Annotated in this window: 12 protein-coding genes, 2 tRNA genes and 1 pseudogene; 9 read left to right on the forward strand and 6 right to left on the reverse strand. The window is 67.4% G+C overall.

Features of this window, described 5'->3' with window-relative positions:
* Window positions 1–231 precede the first annotated feature (231 nt).
* From Q0309_RS03530 to Q0309_RS03540, 3 genes are all read right to left on the reverse strand, one after another.
* A complete protein-coding gene (locus tag Q0309_RS03530) occupies window positions 232–549 on the reverse strand; it encodes a septum formation initiator family protein (RefSeq protein WP_299437516.1) in 318 nt (105 codons plus the stop codon).
* A gap of 139 nt (window positions 550–688) precedes the next feature.
* Window positions 689–1,474: a transglycosylase SLT domain-containing protein gene (locus Q0309_RS03535; RefSeq protein ID WP_299437518.1), complete on the reverse strand. Its 786-nt coding sequence runs from the start codon at window positions 1,472–1,474 to the stop codon at window positions 689–691.
* 84 nt (window positions 1,475–1,558) lie between these two features.
* Entirely contained in the window at window positions 1,559–2,443 is an 885-nt protein-coding gene (locus Q0309_RS03540; RefSeq protein WP_299437576.1) for an N-formylglutamate amidohydrolase, read from the reverse strand.
* Between the two features lie 304 nt (window positions 2,444–2,747).
* On the opposite strand from Q0309_RS03540, the gene Q0309_RS03545 reads away from it, so the two are divergent.
* The 9 genes and pseudogenes from Q0309_RS03545 to Q0309_RS03585 all read left to right on the forward strand — a co-directional run bounded on the left by Q0309_RS03545 (window position 2,748) and on the right by Q0309_RS03585 (window position 12,105).
* Window positions 2,748–2,822 (forward strand) — tRNA-Val (locus tag Q0309_RS03545).
* Between the two features lie 401 nt (window positions 2,823–3,223).
* A complete protein-coding gene (locus tag Q0309_RS03550; protein WP_299437520.1) occupies window positions 3,224–4,402 on the forward strand; it encodes an XRE family transcriptional regulator in 1,179 nt (392 codons plus the stop codon).
* A 4-nt stretch (window positions 4,403–4,406) separates the two neighbouring features.
* A pseudogene (locus Q0309_RS03555) lies at window positions 4,407–4,886 on the forward strand (DUF4411 family protein).
* A gap of 131 nt (window positions 4,887–5,017) precedes the next feature.
* Window positions 5,018–5,248, forward strand: a complete 231-nt coding sequence (locus tag Q0309_RS03560; RefSeq protein WP_299437521.1) for a hypothetical protein — start codon at window positions 5,018–5,020, stop codon at window positions 5,246–5,248.
* Between the two features lie 255 nt (window positions 5,249–5,503).
* Window positions 5,504–6,547, forward strand: coding sequence for a magnesium chelatase ATPase subunit I (bchI, locus tag Q0309_RS03565; protein ID WP_299437523.1), 1,044 nt, complete (start codon window positions 5,504–5,506; stop codon window positions 6,545–6,547).
* A 7-nt stretch (window positions 6,548–6,554) separates the two neighbouring features.
* Window positions 6,555–8,414 carry a magnesium chelatase subunit D gene (locus tag Q0309_RS03570; protein WP_299437525.1) on the forward strand — a complete coding sequence of 620 codons (1,860 nt, stop codon included), beginning with the start codon at window positions 6,555–6,557 and terminating at the stop codon, window positions 8,412–8,414.
* Between the two features lie 113 nt (window positions 8,415–8,527).
* Window positions 8,528–9,454: an alpha/beta fold hydrolase BchO gene (gene bchO / locus Q0309_RS03575; protein WP_299437528.1), complete on the forward strand. Its 927-nt coding sequence runs from the start codon at window positions 8,528–8,530 to the stop codon at window positions 9,452–9,454.
* Window positions 9,455–9,515: 61 nt separating this feature from the next.
* On the forward strand, window positions 9,516–11,063 hold the full coding sequence (gene crtI, locus Q0309_RS03580) for a phytoene desaturase family protein (protein ID WP_299437530.1): 1,548 nt from the start codon (window positions 9,516–9,518) through the stop codon (window positions 11,061–11,063).
* Window positions 11,044–12,105: a phytoene/squalene synthase family protein gene (locus Q0309_RS03585; protein WP_299437532.1), complete on the forward strand. Its 1,062-nt coding sequence runs from the start codon at window positions 11,044–11,046 to the stop codon at window positions 12,103–12,105. Before crtI ends, Q0309_RS03585 begins: the two co-directional genes overlap by 20 nt.
* Before the next feature lie 766 nt (window positions 12,106–12,871).
* Here the strand turns inward: Q0309_RS03585 and Q0309_RS03590 are convergent.
* The 3 genes from Q0309_RS03590 to rpoD form a co-directional block, all read right to left on the reverse strand.
* Window positions 12,872–12,948 (reverse strand) — tRNA-Ile (locus tag Q0309_RS03590).
* A gap of 58 nt (window positions 12,949–13,006) precedes the next feature.
* Entirely contained in the window at window positions 13,007–15,142 is a 2,136-nt protein-coding gene (locus Q0309_RS03595) for an ATP-binding protein (protein ID WP_299437534.1), read from the reverse strand.
* A 233-nt stretch (window positions 15,143–15,375) separates the two neighbouring features.
* Window positions 15,376–18,141 (reverse strand): RNA polymerase sigma factor RpoD, encoded by a 2,766-nt coding sequence (rpoD, locus tag Q0309_RS03600; protein ID WP_299437536.1) that lies wholly within the window; start codon window positions 18,139–18,141, stop codon window positions 15,376–15,378.
* Window positions 18,142–18,254: the final 113 nt, after the last annotated feature.

Here is an 18,254-nt window from a genome sequence, read left to right on the forward strand (position 1 = left end):
TGGGCTCGTACTGCCGCGCCGAGGGGGTGTCTCGGTCGTCCTGGTCGGGATCGGACGATGCGCGTGTACGCCGGGTGGACGCCATGCTCTGCACTCCTTCGGGATTGGGCGGGCGGGCGGTCGTCGCCTCGGGGCGGGGGTGCCCGGGTAGCCGATGCACACGTAACCGTTCGACGCTCGAATTCAAGGGGAATTCTGCCGCGCGCCGATTACGAATGCGTGCAAGTGGATTTATTCGTCGTCCGGCAGGACCAGAACCTCATCGGGGCCGATCAGGTTCAACATACGTCGCGCCCGCTCGTCCAGCATGTCGGGGTGCAGGCGGTCCCGGTACAGCAGGGCGGCGCGGTGTTCCAGCCGTTGGCGCTCGGCGGTCAGGTCGGCGTGGAGGACCTCGGCGGCGCGGATGTCCTGGCGAAGCTGCCACCAGGCGAGCAGGCCCCGTTCCCCGTTCACAGCGTGATACGCGAAGTAGGCAACGGTCGCGACCAAAAGCACGGGAACGACGGCGGATCGGACGCGGGATCGCGGGGCGGCGGCAGAGGACATGTTCGGCGGGCCCGAGTCGGGGGCTTGACGGCTGACGTCCAGTGAGTCAGAGGCGAGTCGCGGTGTCAACCACGGGCCGATGTTGGTCGAGTCGCCGCCGGGACGTGTTGCAGATCGGACTCACTCGGGCCATGGTCGGCTAGGACGCATCCCGTTCGGCCGCGCGGGCTTCCCGCCGCGCCAGGTAGGCCCGCAGCTTCTCGTCGCGCCAGTTTTGGGCGAATTCGCGGCTGGCGGCCCGTTCCGCTTCGTGCTCGGCCTCAAGGCGGGCGCGTTCGATCTGATTGGCGGCCTCGATCTCGGCCGCGCGCCCCGGGATGTCGCGCACCGGCGGCAGGCCGGCGACCACGGCGTGGTCCTTGGCCTCGCGCCAAGCGACGCGGAACTTTTTCATGTAGCGTTCCGCATGGACTGGCGTGGCCGAGTGATAGCGGGACACGGACCGCGTCCACGACCCGGTCTCGGCGTACAGGCGGGTGAGAAAGTCCACAGCATAGCGCACGTTGGCCGCCGGCTCGAACGCCTTTTCCAGGGTCGGGAAGGCATCGCTGTGGTAGTACAGATTGATCTGCATACACCCGACGTCGATGTTGGTCTCGCCGCGCGCCTGCAACGCCCGCACATGGGCGATCGCCTCGGCCTTGGTGGGGAAGAACCTGCCGTCCTTGCCGTTGGTGACCGTCCACGGCCAGGCAATTCTTGCCCCGCGGCGTTCGTCCCAGCGCCCGGACTCGACCAGCGAAATCGCTGTCAACACCTGGGCGGGGATGCCGTTGACCTGTTCCTGCGCCGAGGTCTGGTCGTAGCACAGCTCGTCGGCGTAGGCGTACTGATCGGCGCGCGACGGCCCCGTTGTCAGGCCGACCAGGGCCAGCACGGCGACGACGACGAACAGACGGCCAAGATGGGGCAGGGCGGTGATCATGATCGAGAACCCGGTTCCGTGACGCCCCGGACGGGGCAACCCACGGCGATCACGAAGCAAACACCGGGCCAGAACGCGCTCCCCCTATTCGGCCGCGTGTGCCATGCCCGAACGGCCCGAGACGGCCTCCAGCATGGCCGGCACCGCCGCCGCCAGACGGCGCAGGCCGGCTGTCGGCTCGCGGGTCCGCTCATCCATGTAAAGCCCACGGTTGATCTCGATCTGCAAGGCATGGACGCCCCGGGTCGGGTGTCCGTAGTGAGCGGTGGTGAAGCCGCCGGCATAGGGCTTGTTCCGCCGCACCCGGAACCCCTGGGCGGTCAGGGCCGCCTCGGCGGCATCGGTGATCACGCGGGTGCAGGTCGTGCCGTGCCGGTCGCCGAGCACGATGTCCGGCGTTCCGCCGCGGTCGCCCTCGACGGCGGTGCTGGGCATGGAGTGGCAGTCGAGCAGGATGCAGCGGCCGAACCGCGCCCGCGCCGTCCGGATCAGGTCGGCAAGGGTGGCATGGTACGGCTCGTAGCACTCGGCCAGGCGCCGCGCGGCCTCGGCGAACGGCAGCTTGCGCCGGTAGATGTGTTGCCCGTCGCCGGCGGTGCGGGGCAGCGTGCCAAGCCCCGAGCGCACGCGCGCGGTGTCCGTTTTCGCGTGCGGCGGCAACGCATCGCTGAACATCGACGGGTCGAGTTCCAGCGGCTCGCGATTGACGTCCAGGTAGACCCGGGGGAAGAGGGCGCTCAGCAGGGGCACCCCCAGGGTCGGAGCGGCGGAAAAGATGGTGTCGACATGGGTGTCCTCGCTGGCGCGCAGGTCCAGCAGCGACAGCCGAGACAGCTCCAGGAACGCCGGAGGATAACGGGTTCCCGAATGGGGCGAGGTGACCACAAGGGGGCGCGTCCACCGCTCGGGGCGCACCAGCCGAAGCACGCCGTCGGGGACGACGTTCGCCTCGTCGCCAGGCGGGATCATGATCACGTGAATGCTCCGTCCCTTGGACCTGACGCGACCGGCGGCGCCACGGGCGATCCTCCCCGCCACCGGTCGTCTGGGACCCTGTCCCAAACCTAACGCGGATCGGGGCGGCTGCAAACCGGTTGATTCATGGGCCATGGTCAAGCGAGCGGACTCCGGCGTCCGTACGCCCACCCTGAAAAGGCACGGCAAAAGGGTTGAAATGGCGGGTCGGGAAGAGTAGAAGAGCGTCCTTCCGGGGCGGGCCGGCGCCGACAGGGTCACGTGGTGGCCGTCGGGCCGGTCATTGAAACCGAGCCACGGGCGCGTAGCTCAGCGGGAGAGCACTACGTTGACATCGTAGGGGTCACTGGTTCAATCCCAGTCGCGCCCACCAATGAAAAGGCCGCCAATCCAATGGGTTGGCGGCTTTTCCTGCAAGCTGGGCATCCCGTTCTGGGACTATATCGGAACCCGACTGGGCGCCGCCGTCAGAAACCCCGTGCCGCACTTGCCTGACCTGGTCGCGGCGCGCTGCCAGGCCTGACCGCCCGGACTTTTGCCCCGGTTACCTTTTCCTGTTGGTGGGGTCGGTGCAGAAAATTGCCTTTGGTGCCAAATGGTGGCACGGTGAAGCAGACGATGATCCGGCCTTGATGTCGCCACGGACGCGATCAGGCGGAGCGGGCTAAACGAATGCAGTGAACTGGCCGGACGTGGCAGTGTCGTCGCTGATGCTATAGGTTGTGTGTTGCGGGCAGAATAGGGCTCCAAGGGATGGCCGCGCGGACCAAAGCAATGATCAAGCCGGAGGTGCTGGTTTGGACCCGGACCAGTGCGGGGCTCAGCGTGGCCGAGGCCGCAGGGCGGCTCCACATGGACGTAGACAGTCTCGCTGCGTGGGAAGCTGGGGAGGATGCTCCGTCCATTCCGCAACTTCGCAAGCTCGCGGACCTCTATAAACGTCCCCTCGCGGTGTTTTATCTCCAGCGGGTCCCCCTGGACTTCAAAGTGATCAGCGACCTTCGGCGCTTGCCAGGAACAGGGCCGCGCCAACAGTCTCCCGAACTGACTTTGGAAATTCGGTATGCGCAGCAACGACGGGAACTGGTGCTGGAGCTGGCTGACGATCTCGGCGACGTGGTCCCACCGTTCTCGCTTACGGCTGAGCGCAATGAAGATCCCGAACTGGTCGGGGAGCGTATTCGCGCGAAACTCGACATCACGGCTGATGTGCAACGAAAATGGAGGGACGCGGAAGGCCGAACCGCCTTCAACGCGTGGCGTCAACGGATCGAAAACGCCGGTGTCCTTGTGTTTCAGGCGACGCGCCTCGCGGCCGGAGAGGCGTCGGGGATCGCTCTGTCGGAGGAACTCCTGCCAGTCATCGTCGTGAACCGAAAAGACTCTCCCACCCGACGCACGTTCAGCCTGCTGCACGAGTTGGCTCATCTTATGCTGCGGGTCAGCGGCGTGTCCGATCTTGAAACTGATGATATTCGCCCCCCTGAAGAGCAAGCCCTGGAGATTTTCTGCAATGCTGTGGCGGCGGCGGCATTGATGCCGCGAGATGGACTGCTTTCCGAACCGCTTGTCGCGGCTCGAGTTGGGCGGCGCGACGACTGGACCGATGCTGAAATCGCCGATCTGGCGCGGACGTTCGGGGTCAGCCGCGAGGCGGTGGCTCGCCGTCTGTTAACCCTGGGGCGGGCGACAGATGGCTACTATCGGGAAGCTCGGGCGCGGTATCTCGCCGAGTACCTGGCGTTTAAGGACCGGCAACGCGAGCGATCGGCCGACAACAGGATGGCCCGCAATATGCCACAAGAAACGCTCAGCAATGTGGGGCGCCCTCTTGTGCAAATGGTGCTCGGTACCTATCACCAGGATCGGATCACCTTGGGCGAGGTGGCGGGCTATCTCGGCATCAAGACCAAACACATCCCAAAGCTCGAACAAAGTCTCGGGCTGAGGTGAGTGAATGGCCGCGCCAATTTACAGCATCGATAGCAGCGCATTGATCCATGCTTGGCGGCGGGTTTATCGACCGAAGAACTTCGGAATGGTGTGGCGGCATTTTGATGCCCTGATTGAGGAAGGTCGGCTGCGGGCGTCGATTGAAGTTCTGAAAGAGTTGGAAAAGAAAGACGATGAGCTGTTTGAGTGGGGTAAGGCGAGAAAGGAGCTTTTGTTTGTTGAGATTGATGATGCCTGCCAGCTCGAAGTGATTCGCATCATGGACAAGTACGAACGGTTGGTCGATACCGTGAAAGGGCGGTCGGGAGCGGATCCTTTTGTAATTGCCCTTGCCGCCGTGTGCACTCCACATCTGACCGTCATCACGGAGGAGTAACCGGGACGGCGCAACAGCCCGAAAATCCCCGACGTGTGTCTGGCGGAAGGCATTCCCTGTTTGGGCTTGGCTGACTTCATCGAAAAGGAAAACTGGGAGTTCGGTTGATCCAAAGATTGATCGCGGGCAGGGTCACGCGATGCGCCGCTCATCATGATTTCGCCCAAAACGGCGCGCATACGGGAAATGGTCGTCGGGGAGAACCACGGACCAGAGCCCAGAACGGAGGAGGACATCCCATGACACGACGCCTCGGCACGGCGGCCATCTTCGGTGTGGCCATCGCCGCGTTTTCCATGACGAGCACCATCCCGGCCCTGGCGGGAAGCGGCCAGGAGGTCACCGGCCCGTCGTCCGGCTGCCAGGGCAAAAACTGCCCGGACCAAGCGGGGGGTGGCGGCAAGACCGCCGGCCCCGCCACCGACACCACCGGCGGCAACGAAGGGTCGTTCGCCGACTTCGAACGCTGACGCGACCGCGCGTCGCGAACAAGCCGCTGACGCGACCGCGCGTCGCCAACAAGCCATCGTCTCCCTTGCACCCTCACCCCGCCCGGGGCCATAGTCGCGCGCGCCGAGCCGGTGCCGAGGGTCGATGCCCGGCACCGGCGCGGAGCCGTTCGTCCCGTCGTGCAAGGAAAGTCGTTCGCCCATGATCGTCCGTCTGCTGACACCGTGCCGCCGCCCCGCCGTCTTCCTGTCGTCTCCGCGCGGGAGGGGCTGACCATGGCTCTGGCGTTTCCCTTCTCGGCCATTGTCGGCCAGGACGAGATGAAAATGGCCCTGCTGATCGCCGCCGTCGATCAGGGTGTGGGCGGGGTGATGGTGTTCGGCGACCGCGGCACCGGCAAGTCGACGGCGGTGCGCGCGCTGGCCGCGTTGCTGCCGCCGATGAGTGTGGTCAAGGGCTGCCGTTTCAATGGCGATCCGAAGAGCCACCAGGACTATTGCGCCACCACCTGCGAGGTGCGCGCGGCCATTGACGGCGGCGCGGAGATGGAGACCGAGGACGCGCCGGTTCCCGTGGTCGACCTGCCCCTGGGCGCCACCGAGGATCGCGTCGTCGGCGCGCTCGACCTGGAACGGGCGCTGACCCAGGGCGAGAAGGCATTCGAGCCGGGCCTGCTGGCGCGCGCCCACCGTGGCTTTCTGTATATCGATGAGGTGAACCTGCTGGAGGACCACCTGGTGGACCTGCTGCTCGACGTGGCCGCCTCGGGCGAGAACGTGGTCGAGCGCGAGGGCCTCAGCGTGCGCCATCCGGCCAAGTTCGTGCTGGTCGGCTCCGGCAACCCGGAAGAGGGCGAGTTGCGCCCGCAGCTGCTGGACCGCTTCGGTCTGGCCGTCGAGGTGACCACGCCCAAGGACCTGGAAACCCGCGTCGAGGTGGTCAAGCGCCGCGACGCCTTCGAACGCGACCCGCGCGGCTTCCTGGCCGCCTGGAACCAACGCGAGGCCGGCGAGGCGCTGCGCATCCGCGAGGCCCGCGATCGCGTGCAGGAGGTCGAGGTTCCCGACGATGTGCTCAACACCGTCGCCAAACTGTGCATGACCCTGGGCACCGACGGCCTGCGCGGCGAGTTGACCGTGATCCGCGCCGCCCGCGCCCTGGCCGCCCTGGAAGGCGACGTCGAAGTGGACGAGCGTCACGTGCGCAAGGTGGCCGCCATGGCCCTGCGCCACCGCCTGCGGCGCGATCCGCTGGACGAGTCGGGCTCCACCGTGCGGGTTGAGCGCGCGGTCGGGGAGGTTCTGGGCGCGGAGGCATAGCGGCGGCATGGAAATCCTGGGCACGCAGGCCCCGGACCCGGCGGGGCTCGGTCCGGCGGGCGAGACCGGTCCTGATCCCCGTGAACCGCAGCGGGTCGATCCCTGGACCGACGCGGCGTTGGTGGCGGCCTTGATCGCCGTCGATCCGGCCGGCCTGGGCGGAGTGTGCATCAAGGCGCTGCCCGGTCCGGCGCGCGACGCGTGGCTGGCGATGCTGCGCGACCTCTTGCCGGACTCGGCGCCGCTGCGCCGGGTGCCCCTGCACGTCACCGACGAACGCCTGCTGGGCGGACTCGATCTGGCGGCCACGTTGCACGCCGGCCGGCCGGTGGCCGAGCGCGGTGTGCTGGTGGAGGCGGACGGTGGGGTGGTCGTGCTGGCCATGGCCGAGCGCCTGACGCCGAGCTTCGCCGCCAAGGTGGGCTTGGTGATTGACCAGGGCGCCGTGCGGGTGGAGCGCGACGGCATCGCCGCGCTGACGGCGACCCGCTTCGGTGTGGTGGCTCTTGACGAGTCGGTCGGTCCCGACGAGGCCCCGCCCGACGCCCTGCTGGACCGGCTGGCGTTCCTGATGGAGCTGGAGGGGCTGCGGCAGCGCGACATCGGCGAGGCCTTGCACGACCGCGACGAGGTGATCGCCGCCCGCGAGCGTCTGGCGGCGGTGACCATCTCCGACGAGAGCCTGGAAGCCCTGTGCGGTGCCGCCATGGCCATGGGCGTGGCTTCGCTGCGGGCGCCCACGTTTGCCCTGCGCGTGGCGCGGGCCGCCGCCGCGCTCGACCGTCGCGACACGGTCGAGCAGGACGACCTGACCCTGGCCGCGCGTCTGGTGCTGGCGCCGCGCGCCACCCGGATGCCGCCACCACCGCCTCCGCCGCCCGAGGACGAGGAGGAGCAGGAGGAGGAACCACCGCCCCCCGACGACGGCGAAGACGAACGCGACCAGCAGGACGACGAGGACAAGCCGCTGGAGGACCGCATCGTCGATGCGGCGCAGGCCGCCATTCCGGCCAACCTGCTCGCCCGCCTGATGGCGGCGGCGGAGCGGCGGCGGCGCACCGGCATCCTTGGCCGCTCGGGCGAGCAGCGCAAGGCACTGACCCGGGGCCGGCCGATCGGCTCCAGGCGGGGGGATCCGCGCGGTGGCGCGCGTCTGGCGCTGATCGAGACGTTGCGTGCGGCTGCCCCCTGGCAGCCGCTGCGCCGGGCCGAGGTCAATCTGTGGGCCGACACCGGCCGGTCGCCGCCGCGCGTGCTGGTGCGCAAGGACGACTTTCGCGTCACCCGCTTCAAGAAACGCTCGCAGGCGACCATCATCTTCGTCGTGGATGCCTCCGGCTCGTCGGCCATCGCTCGCCTGGGCGAGGCCAAGGGGGCGGTTGAACTGCTGCTCGCCGACTGTTACGCGCGGCGTGACCAGGTGGCGTTGATTGCGTTCCGGGGCAAGGGGGCGGAGACGCTGCTGCCGCCGACGCGCTCGCTGGCGCGGGCCAAGAAGCGGCTGGCCGGCTTCCCGGGTGGCGGTGGCACGCCCCTGGCCGCCGGCATCGAGGCCGCCCACATGATGGCCGAGGTGGCGCGCACGCGGGGCGAGACGCCGTCCGTGGTGATTCTGACCGACGGCCGCGCCAACGTCACGCTGGAGGGCATTGGCGGCCGCGCCCGCGCAGAGGAAGAGGCCAAGGGGGCGGCCCAGTCGCTCAAGGCGATCGGGGTCGCCACCCTGCTGGTGGATACGTCGTTGCGGCCGGCGCCGAAGGCACAGGCCCTGGCGGAGACCATGGGGGCCACCTACATGCCCCTTCCCCGGGCCGACGCACGGGCGCTGTCCACCGCCGCGCGCGACGCGGCCCGGACGGCGGAGTGATTGGGGGACGACAATCCACCGACAAACGATACGCGTACGAATGACTGGCGGAGAGGCTGGGGATTCGGGACAGCGGGCGAGGACGAGACGGACAAGGGCAGGGAGACGGGTCAATGGTGTATTGGGCGCGCCGGCCGAACTGGGACACGGTCGGCAAGGACTGGCCCAATCGCGAGCACAGCCGCTTCGTGATCGCTCATGGCTTCCGCTGGCATGTGCAGCTCGCCGGCCAGGGTCCCGTGCTGCTGCTGCTGCACGGCACGGCCGCCTCGACCCATTCCTTCCGCGATCTGCTGGAGCCGTTGGCGCGGCATTTCACGGTGGTGGCGCCGGACCTGCCCGGGCATGGTTTCACCGCCAACCCGCCGGCCAGTTCGTTCACCCTGCCCGGCATGGGGCGGTCTGTGACCGCGCTCTTGAAACACTTGCACCTGTCGCCGGCGCTGGCGCTGGGCCATTCGGCCGGGGCCGCCGTGCTGATCCGCATGGCGCTCGACAGGCACATCGCGCCCAACGCCATCATCAGCATGAACGGCGCCCTGATGCCGTTTAAAGGGGCGCAGGGGCACTGGTATTCCGGCGCGGCCAAGCTGTTCCTGGCCAACCCCCTGATGCCGCGCTTCCTGGCCTGGCGGGCCAGCGACGAAACGCAGGTGGCGGAGGTCATCGGCAGCACCGGTTCGGCCCTTGATGCGCGCGGGCTCGACCTGTATCGCCGCCTGTTCCGAGAGCCGGGCCACGTGGGCGGCGCGCTGTCCATGATGGCCAACTGGGATGTGCGCGCCATGCGGGATCTGGTCGCCCACCTGGACACGCACCTGGAACTGGTGGTCGGCGAGCGCGACGGCACGGTCAGCCCGCACGACGCCGATATGTTCGTCGCCCGGACGCCGAAGGCCCGTCTGCGTATGCTGCCCGGGCTCGGTCATCTGGCGCACGAGGAGCGCCCGGACCTCATTCACGATCTGGTGGTGGAGATCGCCCGCGAGGTCGGCGCCTTGCCGCCAGAACCCCTAGCCGCCGTGCGGGCGGATGGTTGATCTAGCACGCCTGACACTGGTATAGTCAGGTTTCGTTGACAGTTCCGGGACGCAGTCCGACATGACATCATATCCCACGCCGCTCCGCCGTGCCGATGGCTCGGGCGGCGGTCCATCCGGCGGGCGTGTGCCCCATGCCGTTGTGATCGGGGCCGGGTTCGGTGGCCTCGCCGCGGCCATCCGCCTGGGTGCGCGGGGCTACCGCGTGACCCTGGTTGAGCGCATGGACGGCCCCGGCGGCCGCGCCACCGTGTTCCGCCAGGACGGGTTCGTATTCGACGCCGGCCCAACCATCGTCACGGCGCCCTACCTGTTCGAGGAACTGTGGGAGATGTGCGGCAAGCGGCTGGCCGACGATGTCGAGCTGCGCGCGCTCAATCCGTTCTACAAGATCCGCTTCGACGACGGTGAATGGCTGACCTGCAGCGCCGACGCGGAGGCCATGCGCGCCGAAATCGGCCGCCTGTCCCCGGGCGATGTCCCCGGCTACGACCGGTTCCTCAAGGAAAGCCAGGAGATCTACCGGGTCGGCTTCGAGGAACTGGGGCATATCCCCTTCAACACGCTGATGGATATGGTGCGGATCGCCCCGGGCCTGATCCGGCTGCGCGCCGACCGCTCGGTCCATGCCCACGTGTCGAAGCATTTCAAGGACGAGCGCATCCGCATCGGCATGGGCTTCCACCCGCTGTTCCTGGGCGGCAACCCGTTCACGGTGACGTCGATCTACAGCCTGGTGGCCTACCTGGAGCGCGCCCACGGCGTGCATTTCGCCATGGGCGGCACCGGCCGTCTGGCGTCCGGCATGGCCAAGCTGATCGAGGGGCAGGGCAATACCCTCCGCTATAAAACCGAGGTGGAACAGATCCTGGTGGAGAGCGGCGCCGCGAAGGGGGTGCGCCTGAGCTCGGGCGAGGTCATTGACGCCGACGTGGTCGTCTCCAACGCCGACTCGGCCTGGACCTACCGCATGATGGTGCCGCCCGAGGCGCGCAAGCGCTGGACCGACCGCCGGCTGGACAAGGCCCGGTACTCGATGAGCCTGTTCGTCTGGTACTTCGGCACCAAACGCCGCTACGAGGACGTGCCGCACCACACCATCCTGCTCGGCCCGCGTTACAAGGGGCTGCTCACCGACATCTTCAAGCGCCATCACCTGGCCGAGGACTTCAGCCTCTATGTGCATCGCCCCACCGCCACGGACCCGTCCATGGCGCCGGCGGGCTGTGATGCCTTTTATGCTTTGTCGCCGGTGCCGCACCTGGACAGCGGCGACGATTGGGAAACTATCGCCGAGGATTACCGCAAGAAAGTGTCCGCCTTCCTGGACCGGACCATCCTGCCGGACCTCGAACAGAACGTGATCAGCTCGCGCATGGTCACGCCGCTGCATTTCCGCCACCACCTGCTGTCGATCAAGGGGGCGGCGTTCGGTCTTGAACCCGTGCTGACGCAAAGCGCCTGGTTCCGGCCTCATAACAAGAGCGAGGACGTGCAAAGGCTCTATCTGGTGGGCGCCGGGACGCACCCCGGTGCCGGTCTGCCCGGGGTCCTGTCCTCGGCCCGGGTCCTGGATACGGTGGTGCCCGATGCCTCAGCCCTGGTCTGAGAACCGCCCGTTCGCCTCGGAAGAGGACCGGACCCAGTGCCGCGCCATGATCCGCACCGGATCGCGCAGCTTCTACGCCGCGTCGCTGCTGCTGCCGCCGTCGTACCGCGACCCGGCCTACGCGCTGTACGCCTTCTGCCGCCTGTCGGACGACGCGGTGGACGAGTGCGAGGCCTCCTGCATGGAGGCCGTGGCGCATCTTCGCGACCGCCTTGACCGGGTCTACCAGGGCGATCCGGTGGACAGCCCGGTGGATCGCGCCTTCGCCGACATGGTGCGCGCCTACGACATGCCGCGGGAATTGCCCGAGGCGTTGCTCGAAGGCTTTGAGTGGGACGTCAGCGCGCGCCGCTATGAAACCATCTCCGACGTGCGCGCCTACAGTGCGCGCGTGGCCGCCACCGTCGGTGCCATGATGAGCGTGCTGCTGGGCGCGCGGCGCCCGCAGGTGCTGGCCCGGGCCTGCGACCTGGGCGTGGCCATGCAGTTGTCCAACATCGCCCGCGACGTCGGTGAAGACGCCCGCAACGGCCGCCTCTACCTGCCCCGGCAGTGGATGCGAGAGGCCGGCCTTGATCCGGATGCGTGGCTGCAAAACCCGACGTACTCGCCCGCCCTGGCTTGTGTCGTGGCCCGCGTGCTGGGCGAGGCCAAGCGCCTGTACGAGCGCGCGGCGACGGGGGTCGCCGGTCTGCCCTCCGGGTGTCGCCCGGCCATTCACGGCGCCCGCCTGATCTATTCGGCCATCGGCGACGACGTGGCCGCCAACGGCTTTGATTCCGTGTCGCGGCGCGCGTTCGTGCCGGCTCGCAAGAAGCTGGCGCTGCTCGGCCAGGCCACCATCGATGCGGTGCTGTACCAGACGGTCCACCCGGCCCCGGCCCTGCCTGAAACCAGCTTCCTGGTGGATGCCGCCGCCCTTGAGCCGAACATCTGGGTGGGTGCGCGGGTACCGCCTCCCATGAAGCCGTCGTTCGGCGAGCGCCTTGTCTGGGCCGTGGACCTCTGTATGCAGGTGGAGGAACGCCGCCGCCAGGCGTGAGGGCGGCGGCGACAAGTCCTGTCCTTCCATCTTGAGTGTTCGCGCGTCGCTCGAGAAAGAAACAACGCCGTAGGGCGCACTCGACTGCCGCGAAGCGGCGGGCAGTGCGCCGCGACACCGACCCCGGCGGATTGCCCCGCTGTGCGGGGCGAATTCGCCCTACGGACTACGGACATCTAGTCTCGCCCGTCGATGCCCCAAATATCCTCGTTCTCGCCGGTCGAGAGGTAAATGCGTCTGTCGTGAGAGCACACGTATCGTACTCGATCTTCAGTCAGATTGTTCCAGCTTGCGATGGCTCTAGTGGAACGAAACCTTTTTTTGTCGACGTCTTGAGTGTTTTCTTGAAGCCACTTGTACACGCGCTCCTTGTCTGATCGGAGGCGCCACATTTCAGCGAGCCATCCGACGATCTTGACGGTAATTCCCGCAACAGCGCCACCTGCACCGCCGACTACAATTCCTTCCCATAAGCTGAGATCAGCCACATTACCCTCCAAGGTACCATGGTTTCGCGCCAGTGCTTCTGTCCGACATGCGCTGCCCAGCAAGAGTCATCAAAAAAAACCAAAGGCAGCCCTGCTACTGGGAAATCCTCCCAGCCGCTCGGTCGTCGCGCAGGCCAAAACGCGGGTCGGACGATACAGATCCGGACCAGCACGGAAAGCAGTGTGCGCAACGTATAGACGAAATCCAATTGGAAATTGCTCGGAGCATTACTGGGCGCAGTGCAGGGGCGGCGTGGCACCTGCGCGCAGAAGAAAAATGGTGGGCCCGGCAGGACTCGAACCTGCAACCAGACCGTTATGAGCGGCCGGCTCTAACCAATTGAGCTACGGGCCCGGGCCGTGCCCGGCGGCTTCCCGGGAGGGGCGAGACTTTAGCGAGCCACTCGGCGGGGTCAAGGGCTTTGCGACACCCCATTCGGGACCGGTGCGGTGCCGTCGCCCTCGGCGGCGCCCTCGGGCCGCGTGGGCGGGCTATCCGGCAAAGTGACCACGAAGCGGCTGCCCTGGCCCGGCGTGCTGTCGGCGTCGATGGTGCCGCCGTGGCGCTCGACAATGCGCTTGGCGATGGCCAACCCGATGCCGGTGCCGGAATAGGAATCGTTTGTGTGCAGCCGCTTGAACGCCTCGAAAATGCGGTCGCGGAACGCCGGATCGAAGCCGATGCCATTGTCGGTCACCACCAGGTCCCAGGCGCCGACGCCGCGCTGGACGGAAATGCTGACCTCGGGCGGGACCCCCGGGCGTTGGAACTTGATGGCGTTGGCGAGCAGGTTCTGGACCACGGACAGCAGTTGCGGCCTGTCGCCGGTGACGTTGGGCAGGTCCCCGACAGTAGTGACCTGGGCGCCCGAATCCTTGATGGCCTGGTCCAGGTTGCCGATCGCGTCGCCGACCACGGCGTCGAGCGCCACCCGGGTAAAGGGCTGGGCGCGGCTGGACACCCGTGAGTATTCCAGCAGGTCGAGGACGAGGGCCTGCATCCGCTTGGCGCTGCCGACGATGAACCCCAGGAACTCGTGCGCGTCAGCGTCCAGGCGATCCTCGTAGCGCCGGCCCAGCAACTGGGAATAGGCCACCATGTTGCGGATCGGCTCCTGCAGATCGTGTGAGGCCACATAGGCGAACCGCTCCAGGTCGGTGTTGGAGCGGCGCAGGGCCTCCAGCGTGTTCTGAAGGTCGGTGATGTCCTGGGTGGTGCCCGCCATGCGGATCGGTCCCGCCTCGTCCCGCTCGGTCACGCGACCCAGCGTGCGCAGCCAGCGCGTCTGGCCGTCTGGGTGGGTCACGCGGTAGGTATGTTCGTATTCCTCTCCCGTTTTCAGGGCATGGTCGAGCTTGTCGGGGATCGGCGCGTGGTCCTCCGGGTGGATCAGGGCGGCGACTTGGTCGGACAGGGGGCCGTCCTTCGAGTCTTTGATCGTGATGCCGAACAACTGGAAATAGTCGCCCGTGCGCACCACCATGCCGGTCCGAACGTTCCAGTCCCAAACGCCGGTAGCGCTGGCGGTGACGGCCATGTCGAAGTTGCGCCGTTCAAGGGCGAGTGCTTCCTCCATCCGGTACGCCTCGGTGACGTCCCGAAACACCATCACCACGCCGTGCGGCGGGGCGGTCTTGTCCCGGTTGGAGGGGTCGCGGATCGGCGCGGCGCTGTCGGCGATCTGGTGTTCCCGGCCGTCGCGTGAGAGCAACGCCGTGTGGTTGGCCAGCCCGACGGTGATCCCCTCGTCCAGCACGCGTGACACCGGATTACTGACCGGCTGGCGGGTTTCGCTGTTGACCAGGTGCAGGATGTCGCCAAGCGACCGGCCTTCGGCCTCGGCCGGTGTCCAGCCGCTCAGCCGCGCCGCTTCGGCGTTGATGCGCCGGACGCATCCCTGAGCGTCGGTGACGATCACCGCGTCGCCGATCGAGGCCAGGGTGACCTCCAGCTCGCGCCGTTGGCGGGCGACGATCTCGTAGGCCCGCAGCATGGTCAGGCCGGCCCCGGAGACGACGGCCACCAGGACCGACTCCACCAGGTGCGACTGGGCTAACAGAAAGGTCAGGACAGAGTCGGCGAGCGGCGCGCCCTGGCGCAGGCCGTCGATCGTGCCCACCAGCACCATGACGACCTGATAGTACAGGACAACCGCGACGACCCAGACGAGCGCGAAGAGCCCGGTGTTGTCCATCCGGCTCAGGACCCGATGATACAGCAGGCGCAGGATCACCATCGCCGGCACGGTCAGGACCATGTTGATCGGAAACACAACGCTCAGAGGCAGCGTGTGCTCCCCGACCGCCGCCAACAGCGCCGTCAGCAGAAGCGCCGTCCACCAGTGGCGCAACAGCACCATCCCCATAAAGCCGAAGGCATACCGGCCGGACAGGAAGATGTCGGTGTGGGGCAGGTTCACGTTGACGTAGGCGGCCAGGGTCCCCAGCGTGCCGAACAGCACGAACACCAGGGCTTCCCGCTGCGCCGGACTCAGGTCCGGAACGGGACTGTGCTTGGCCAGGAAACCCAGGGGGTGGGGGCTCGACATCGATGGGCGGCTCCGCTTGCGACACGAGGGGTCCGTGTCAGGGCCTCCCGCCAGTCCAGCCAGGCATGGCCGGAGACCGGAAAGCCCCTATCCACGGTGTGCTTGCCAAGGGTAGCCGAATCATCAGGTGTTCAACAGAGTTGTGTTCGGTCCCCTGCCATGCGCACAGACGACGACGGCGGATCCCTGAGGATCCGCCGCCGAGTGCGCGATAGAGGGGGAGAAGCGGGGGGCTAGCTGTCCAGGAAGCTGCGCAGCTTGCGCGACCGGCTGGGGTGCTTCAGCTTGCGCAGCGCCTTGGCCTCGATCTGGCGGATGCGCTCGCGGGTGACGCTGAACTGCTGGCCGACCTCCTCAAGGGTGTGGTCGGTGTTCATGCCGATGCCGAAGCGCATCCGCAGCACGCGCTCCTCACGCGGCGTCAGGCTGGCCAACACGCGCGTGCAGGTCTCGCGCAGGTTGGCGTTGATGGCGGCGTCGAGCGGCTGGACGGCGTTCTTGTCCTCGATGAAGTCGCCCAGGTGGCTGTCCTCCTCGTCGCCGATGGGCGTTTCGAGGCTGATCGGCTCCTTGGCGATCTTCAGGACCTTGCGCACCTTCTCCAGCGGCATTTGCAGCTTCTCGGCCAGTTCCTCCGGCGTCGGCTCGCGGCCGATCTCGTGAAGCATCTGGCGACTGGTGCGCACCAGCTTGTTGATGGTCTCGATCATATGCACCGGGATGCGGATGGTGCGCGCCTGGTCGGCGATCGAGCGCGTGATGGCCTGTCGGATCCACCATGTGGCATAGGTCGAGAACTTGTAGCCGCGCCGGTACTCGAACTTGTCGACGGCCTTCATCAGGCCGATGTTTCCCTCCTGGATCAGGTCCAGGAATTGCAAGCCGCGGTTGGTGTACTTCTTGGCGATGGAGATGACGAGGCGCAGGTTGGCCTCGATCATCTCTTTCTTGGCCATGGTGGCCTCGCGTTCGCCCTTCTGCACCGTCTGCACGACGCGCTTGAACTCGGGGATCGGCAGGCCGGAGGACTCGGCCACCTGGGCGATGCCCGCGCGCAGGCCGATGATGTCGGTCTCGAAGCGGGCGGCGAAGTCGCGCCACGGCTTGTTCGGATGCTCGCGCAACTCGTCCAGCCACGTCGGGTCGAGTTCGCGGCCCTGGTAGGCCTCGACGAAGTCCGGGCGCTTGACGCGGGCGCGCTCGGCCAGGCGCAGCAGCTTGCCTTCCAGCGACATCAGGCGCCGGTTCTGGTCGTTGAGCTGTTCCACCAACTGGTCGATACGGGCCGCGTTGAGGTGCACGCCCTCCATCAGGTCGATCAGTTCGTGGCGCAGCTTGGTGTAGCGCTTCTCGGTCGCGGCGGCGACGGCGTCGCCCTTCTGCAGGCGGCCCAGGCGTTGTTCCTGCACCTTCTTGAGGCGGTCATAGGTGACCGCGATCTTCTCGAACGTGGCGATGACCTGGGGCTTGAGTTCCTCTTCCATGGCGGCGAGGGACAGGTTGCCCTCGTCGTTGCCATTGGCCGCCTCCCCGTCGTCGTCGGACTCGGCGCCATTGAGCGACTCGTCCGTGTCCGCGTCCTCGTTGCTGTCCGGGTCGTCCTCCGCCGGTGTTGCCTTTTCCGCGACCTGCGCCGATTCCGTCGGATCCTGGACCTTGAACAGGCCGCCACCGAAACAGGCTCCGGTGACGCTGAACACCTCGTCCCATTGCCCGGCGCCGATGGCTTCGATCAAGGCGTTGGGGCTGAGGTCGACGAACCGCGCGCGCTCAGCCGACGGGCCGGCCTCGGCCGCCGGGAAGCCGTCGATCAGCGCGCGCGCCGCCTCAGGAATGGTTTCCAGCGTCAGGTCGGGCAGGTCCGCCGCGTCATCCGCCTCCGGCCAGGTGTTGTCCGGCCCCGGAAACGGCGTGCGGCAGCCGGCCAGGGCGGTCGTCACGGCGCGCCAGGCATGGGGTTCCCCGCTGCCGTCCAAACCGCCCAGGCTGTCCTCCACAGCGGCTTGGAACGCATCGTGGAGCCACGCTTTGCCCAGGGCGTCGGCCGTCAGGCGCAGGGCCTCTCCGTACGCCTCGGCATAGGCGCGAACGTCGTTGGGGATTGCCTCGGCCGCCTGCGACAGGTGCAGCGCGAACTGCGCGCGAACAAATGCCTCGTCGTCGTTGCCCAGGGCCGGCCAGAACGTGAACCCGGCCCAGGTCAGCGGCGTGGCGGCGCTGTCGGCGTCGGCGGGCCGGGCGCGCTGCGGCCGGCAGACATCGACGTGCTTCTTGCGCGCGGCTTTCAGGGCGGAGCCGTCGACGTCGTGCACACGCAGGGGCATCGGCTGGACGATGATGCGGGCGTTGCTGTCCAGTTCCGAGACCTTGCGGCTGAGGTCGCGGAGGCACTCGAACAGGCGCAGGGCGACGCAGCCGTCGTAGCCGGCATAGAGAACGGTGCTGCGGCTGTGGGTCTGTTCGACGTCGATGATTTCCCGCAGCAACATGCGTCCGGCGATCAGATCATCGTGCCATGCCAGCAGCGCGCGAATGGTCAGCGGGCTTTCGCAGATGCCGCCGATCATCATCTCGCGGCCGGCCTCGATGCGCTTGGCGATGGCGATTTCGCCCTCGCGGGACAACAGCTCGACCGAGCCCATCTCGCGCAGGTACATGCGCACGGGATCGTCCGTGCGCCCCATCTCGTCTTCATTGATGTTGCCGGTGGCCACGGTCTCGGCGGGTTCGGCCGTTTCGGTGGTCTCGGTTTCGGTCTCCTCCGAATCCACCACGTTGACGCCCATCTCGGAGAGCATCGCCATGGTGTCCTCGATCTGTTCCGAGGAGACGTCTTCCGGAGGCAGCGCCTGGTTCAACTCGTCATACGTGACGTAGCCCCGTTCCTTGCCGCGCTGCACCATCTTCTTGACGGCGGCATTGAGGGTGTCCAGAAGGGGGCCCTCGCCGCTTTCGTCCGTGGAGTCGCGCGCTTCCGCCGTCGCCGCCTTGGTTGCCATCCTTACTCCGCTCCACTTCGCTGGGAACCGCTCGGGCCCGATCGTCGACCCGTACCTCAGGACTCCGCCGGTTTCCGCGTCCTCAAAATCATTCGACTCGTCGGCCTGCCCTT

It is taken from the genome of uncultured Rhodospira sp., assembly GCF_937138205.1.
In the GTDB taxonomy this organism is placed as follows: domain Bacteria; phylum Pseudomonadota; class Alphaproteobacteria; order Rhodospirillales; family Rhodospirillaceae; genus Rhodospira.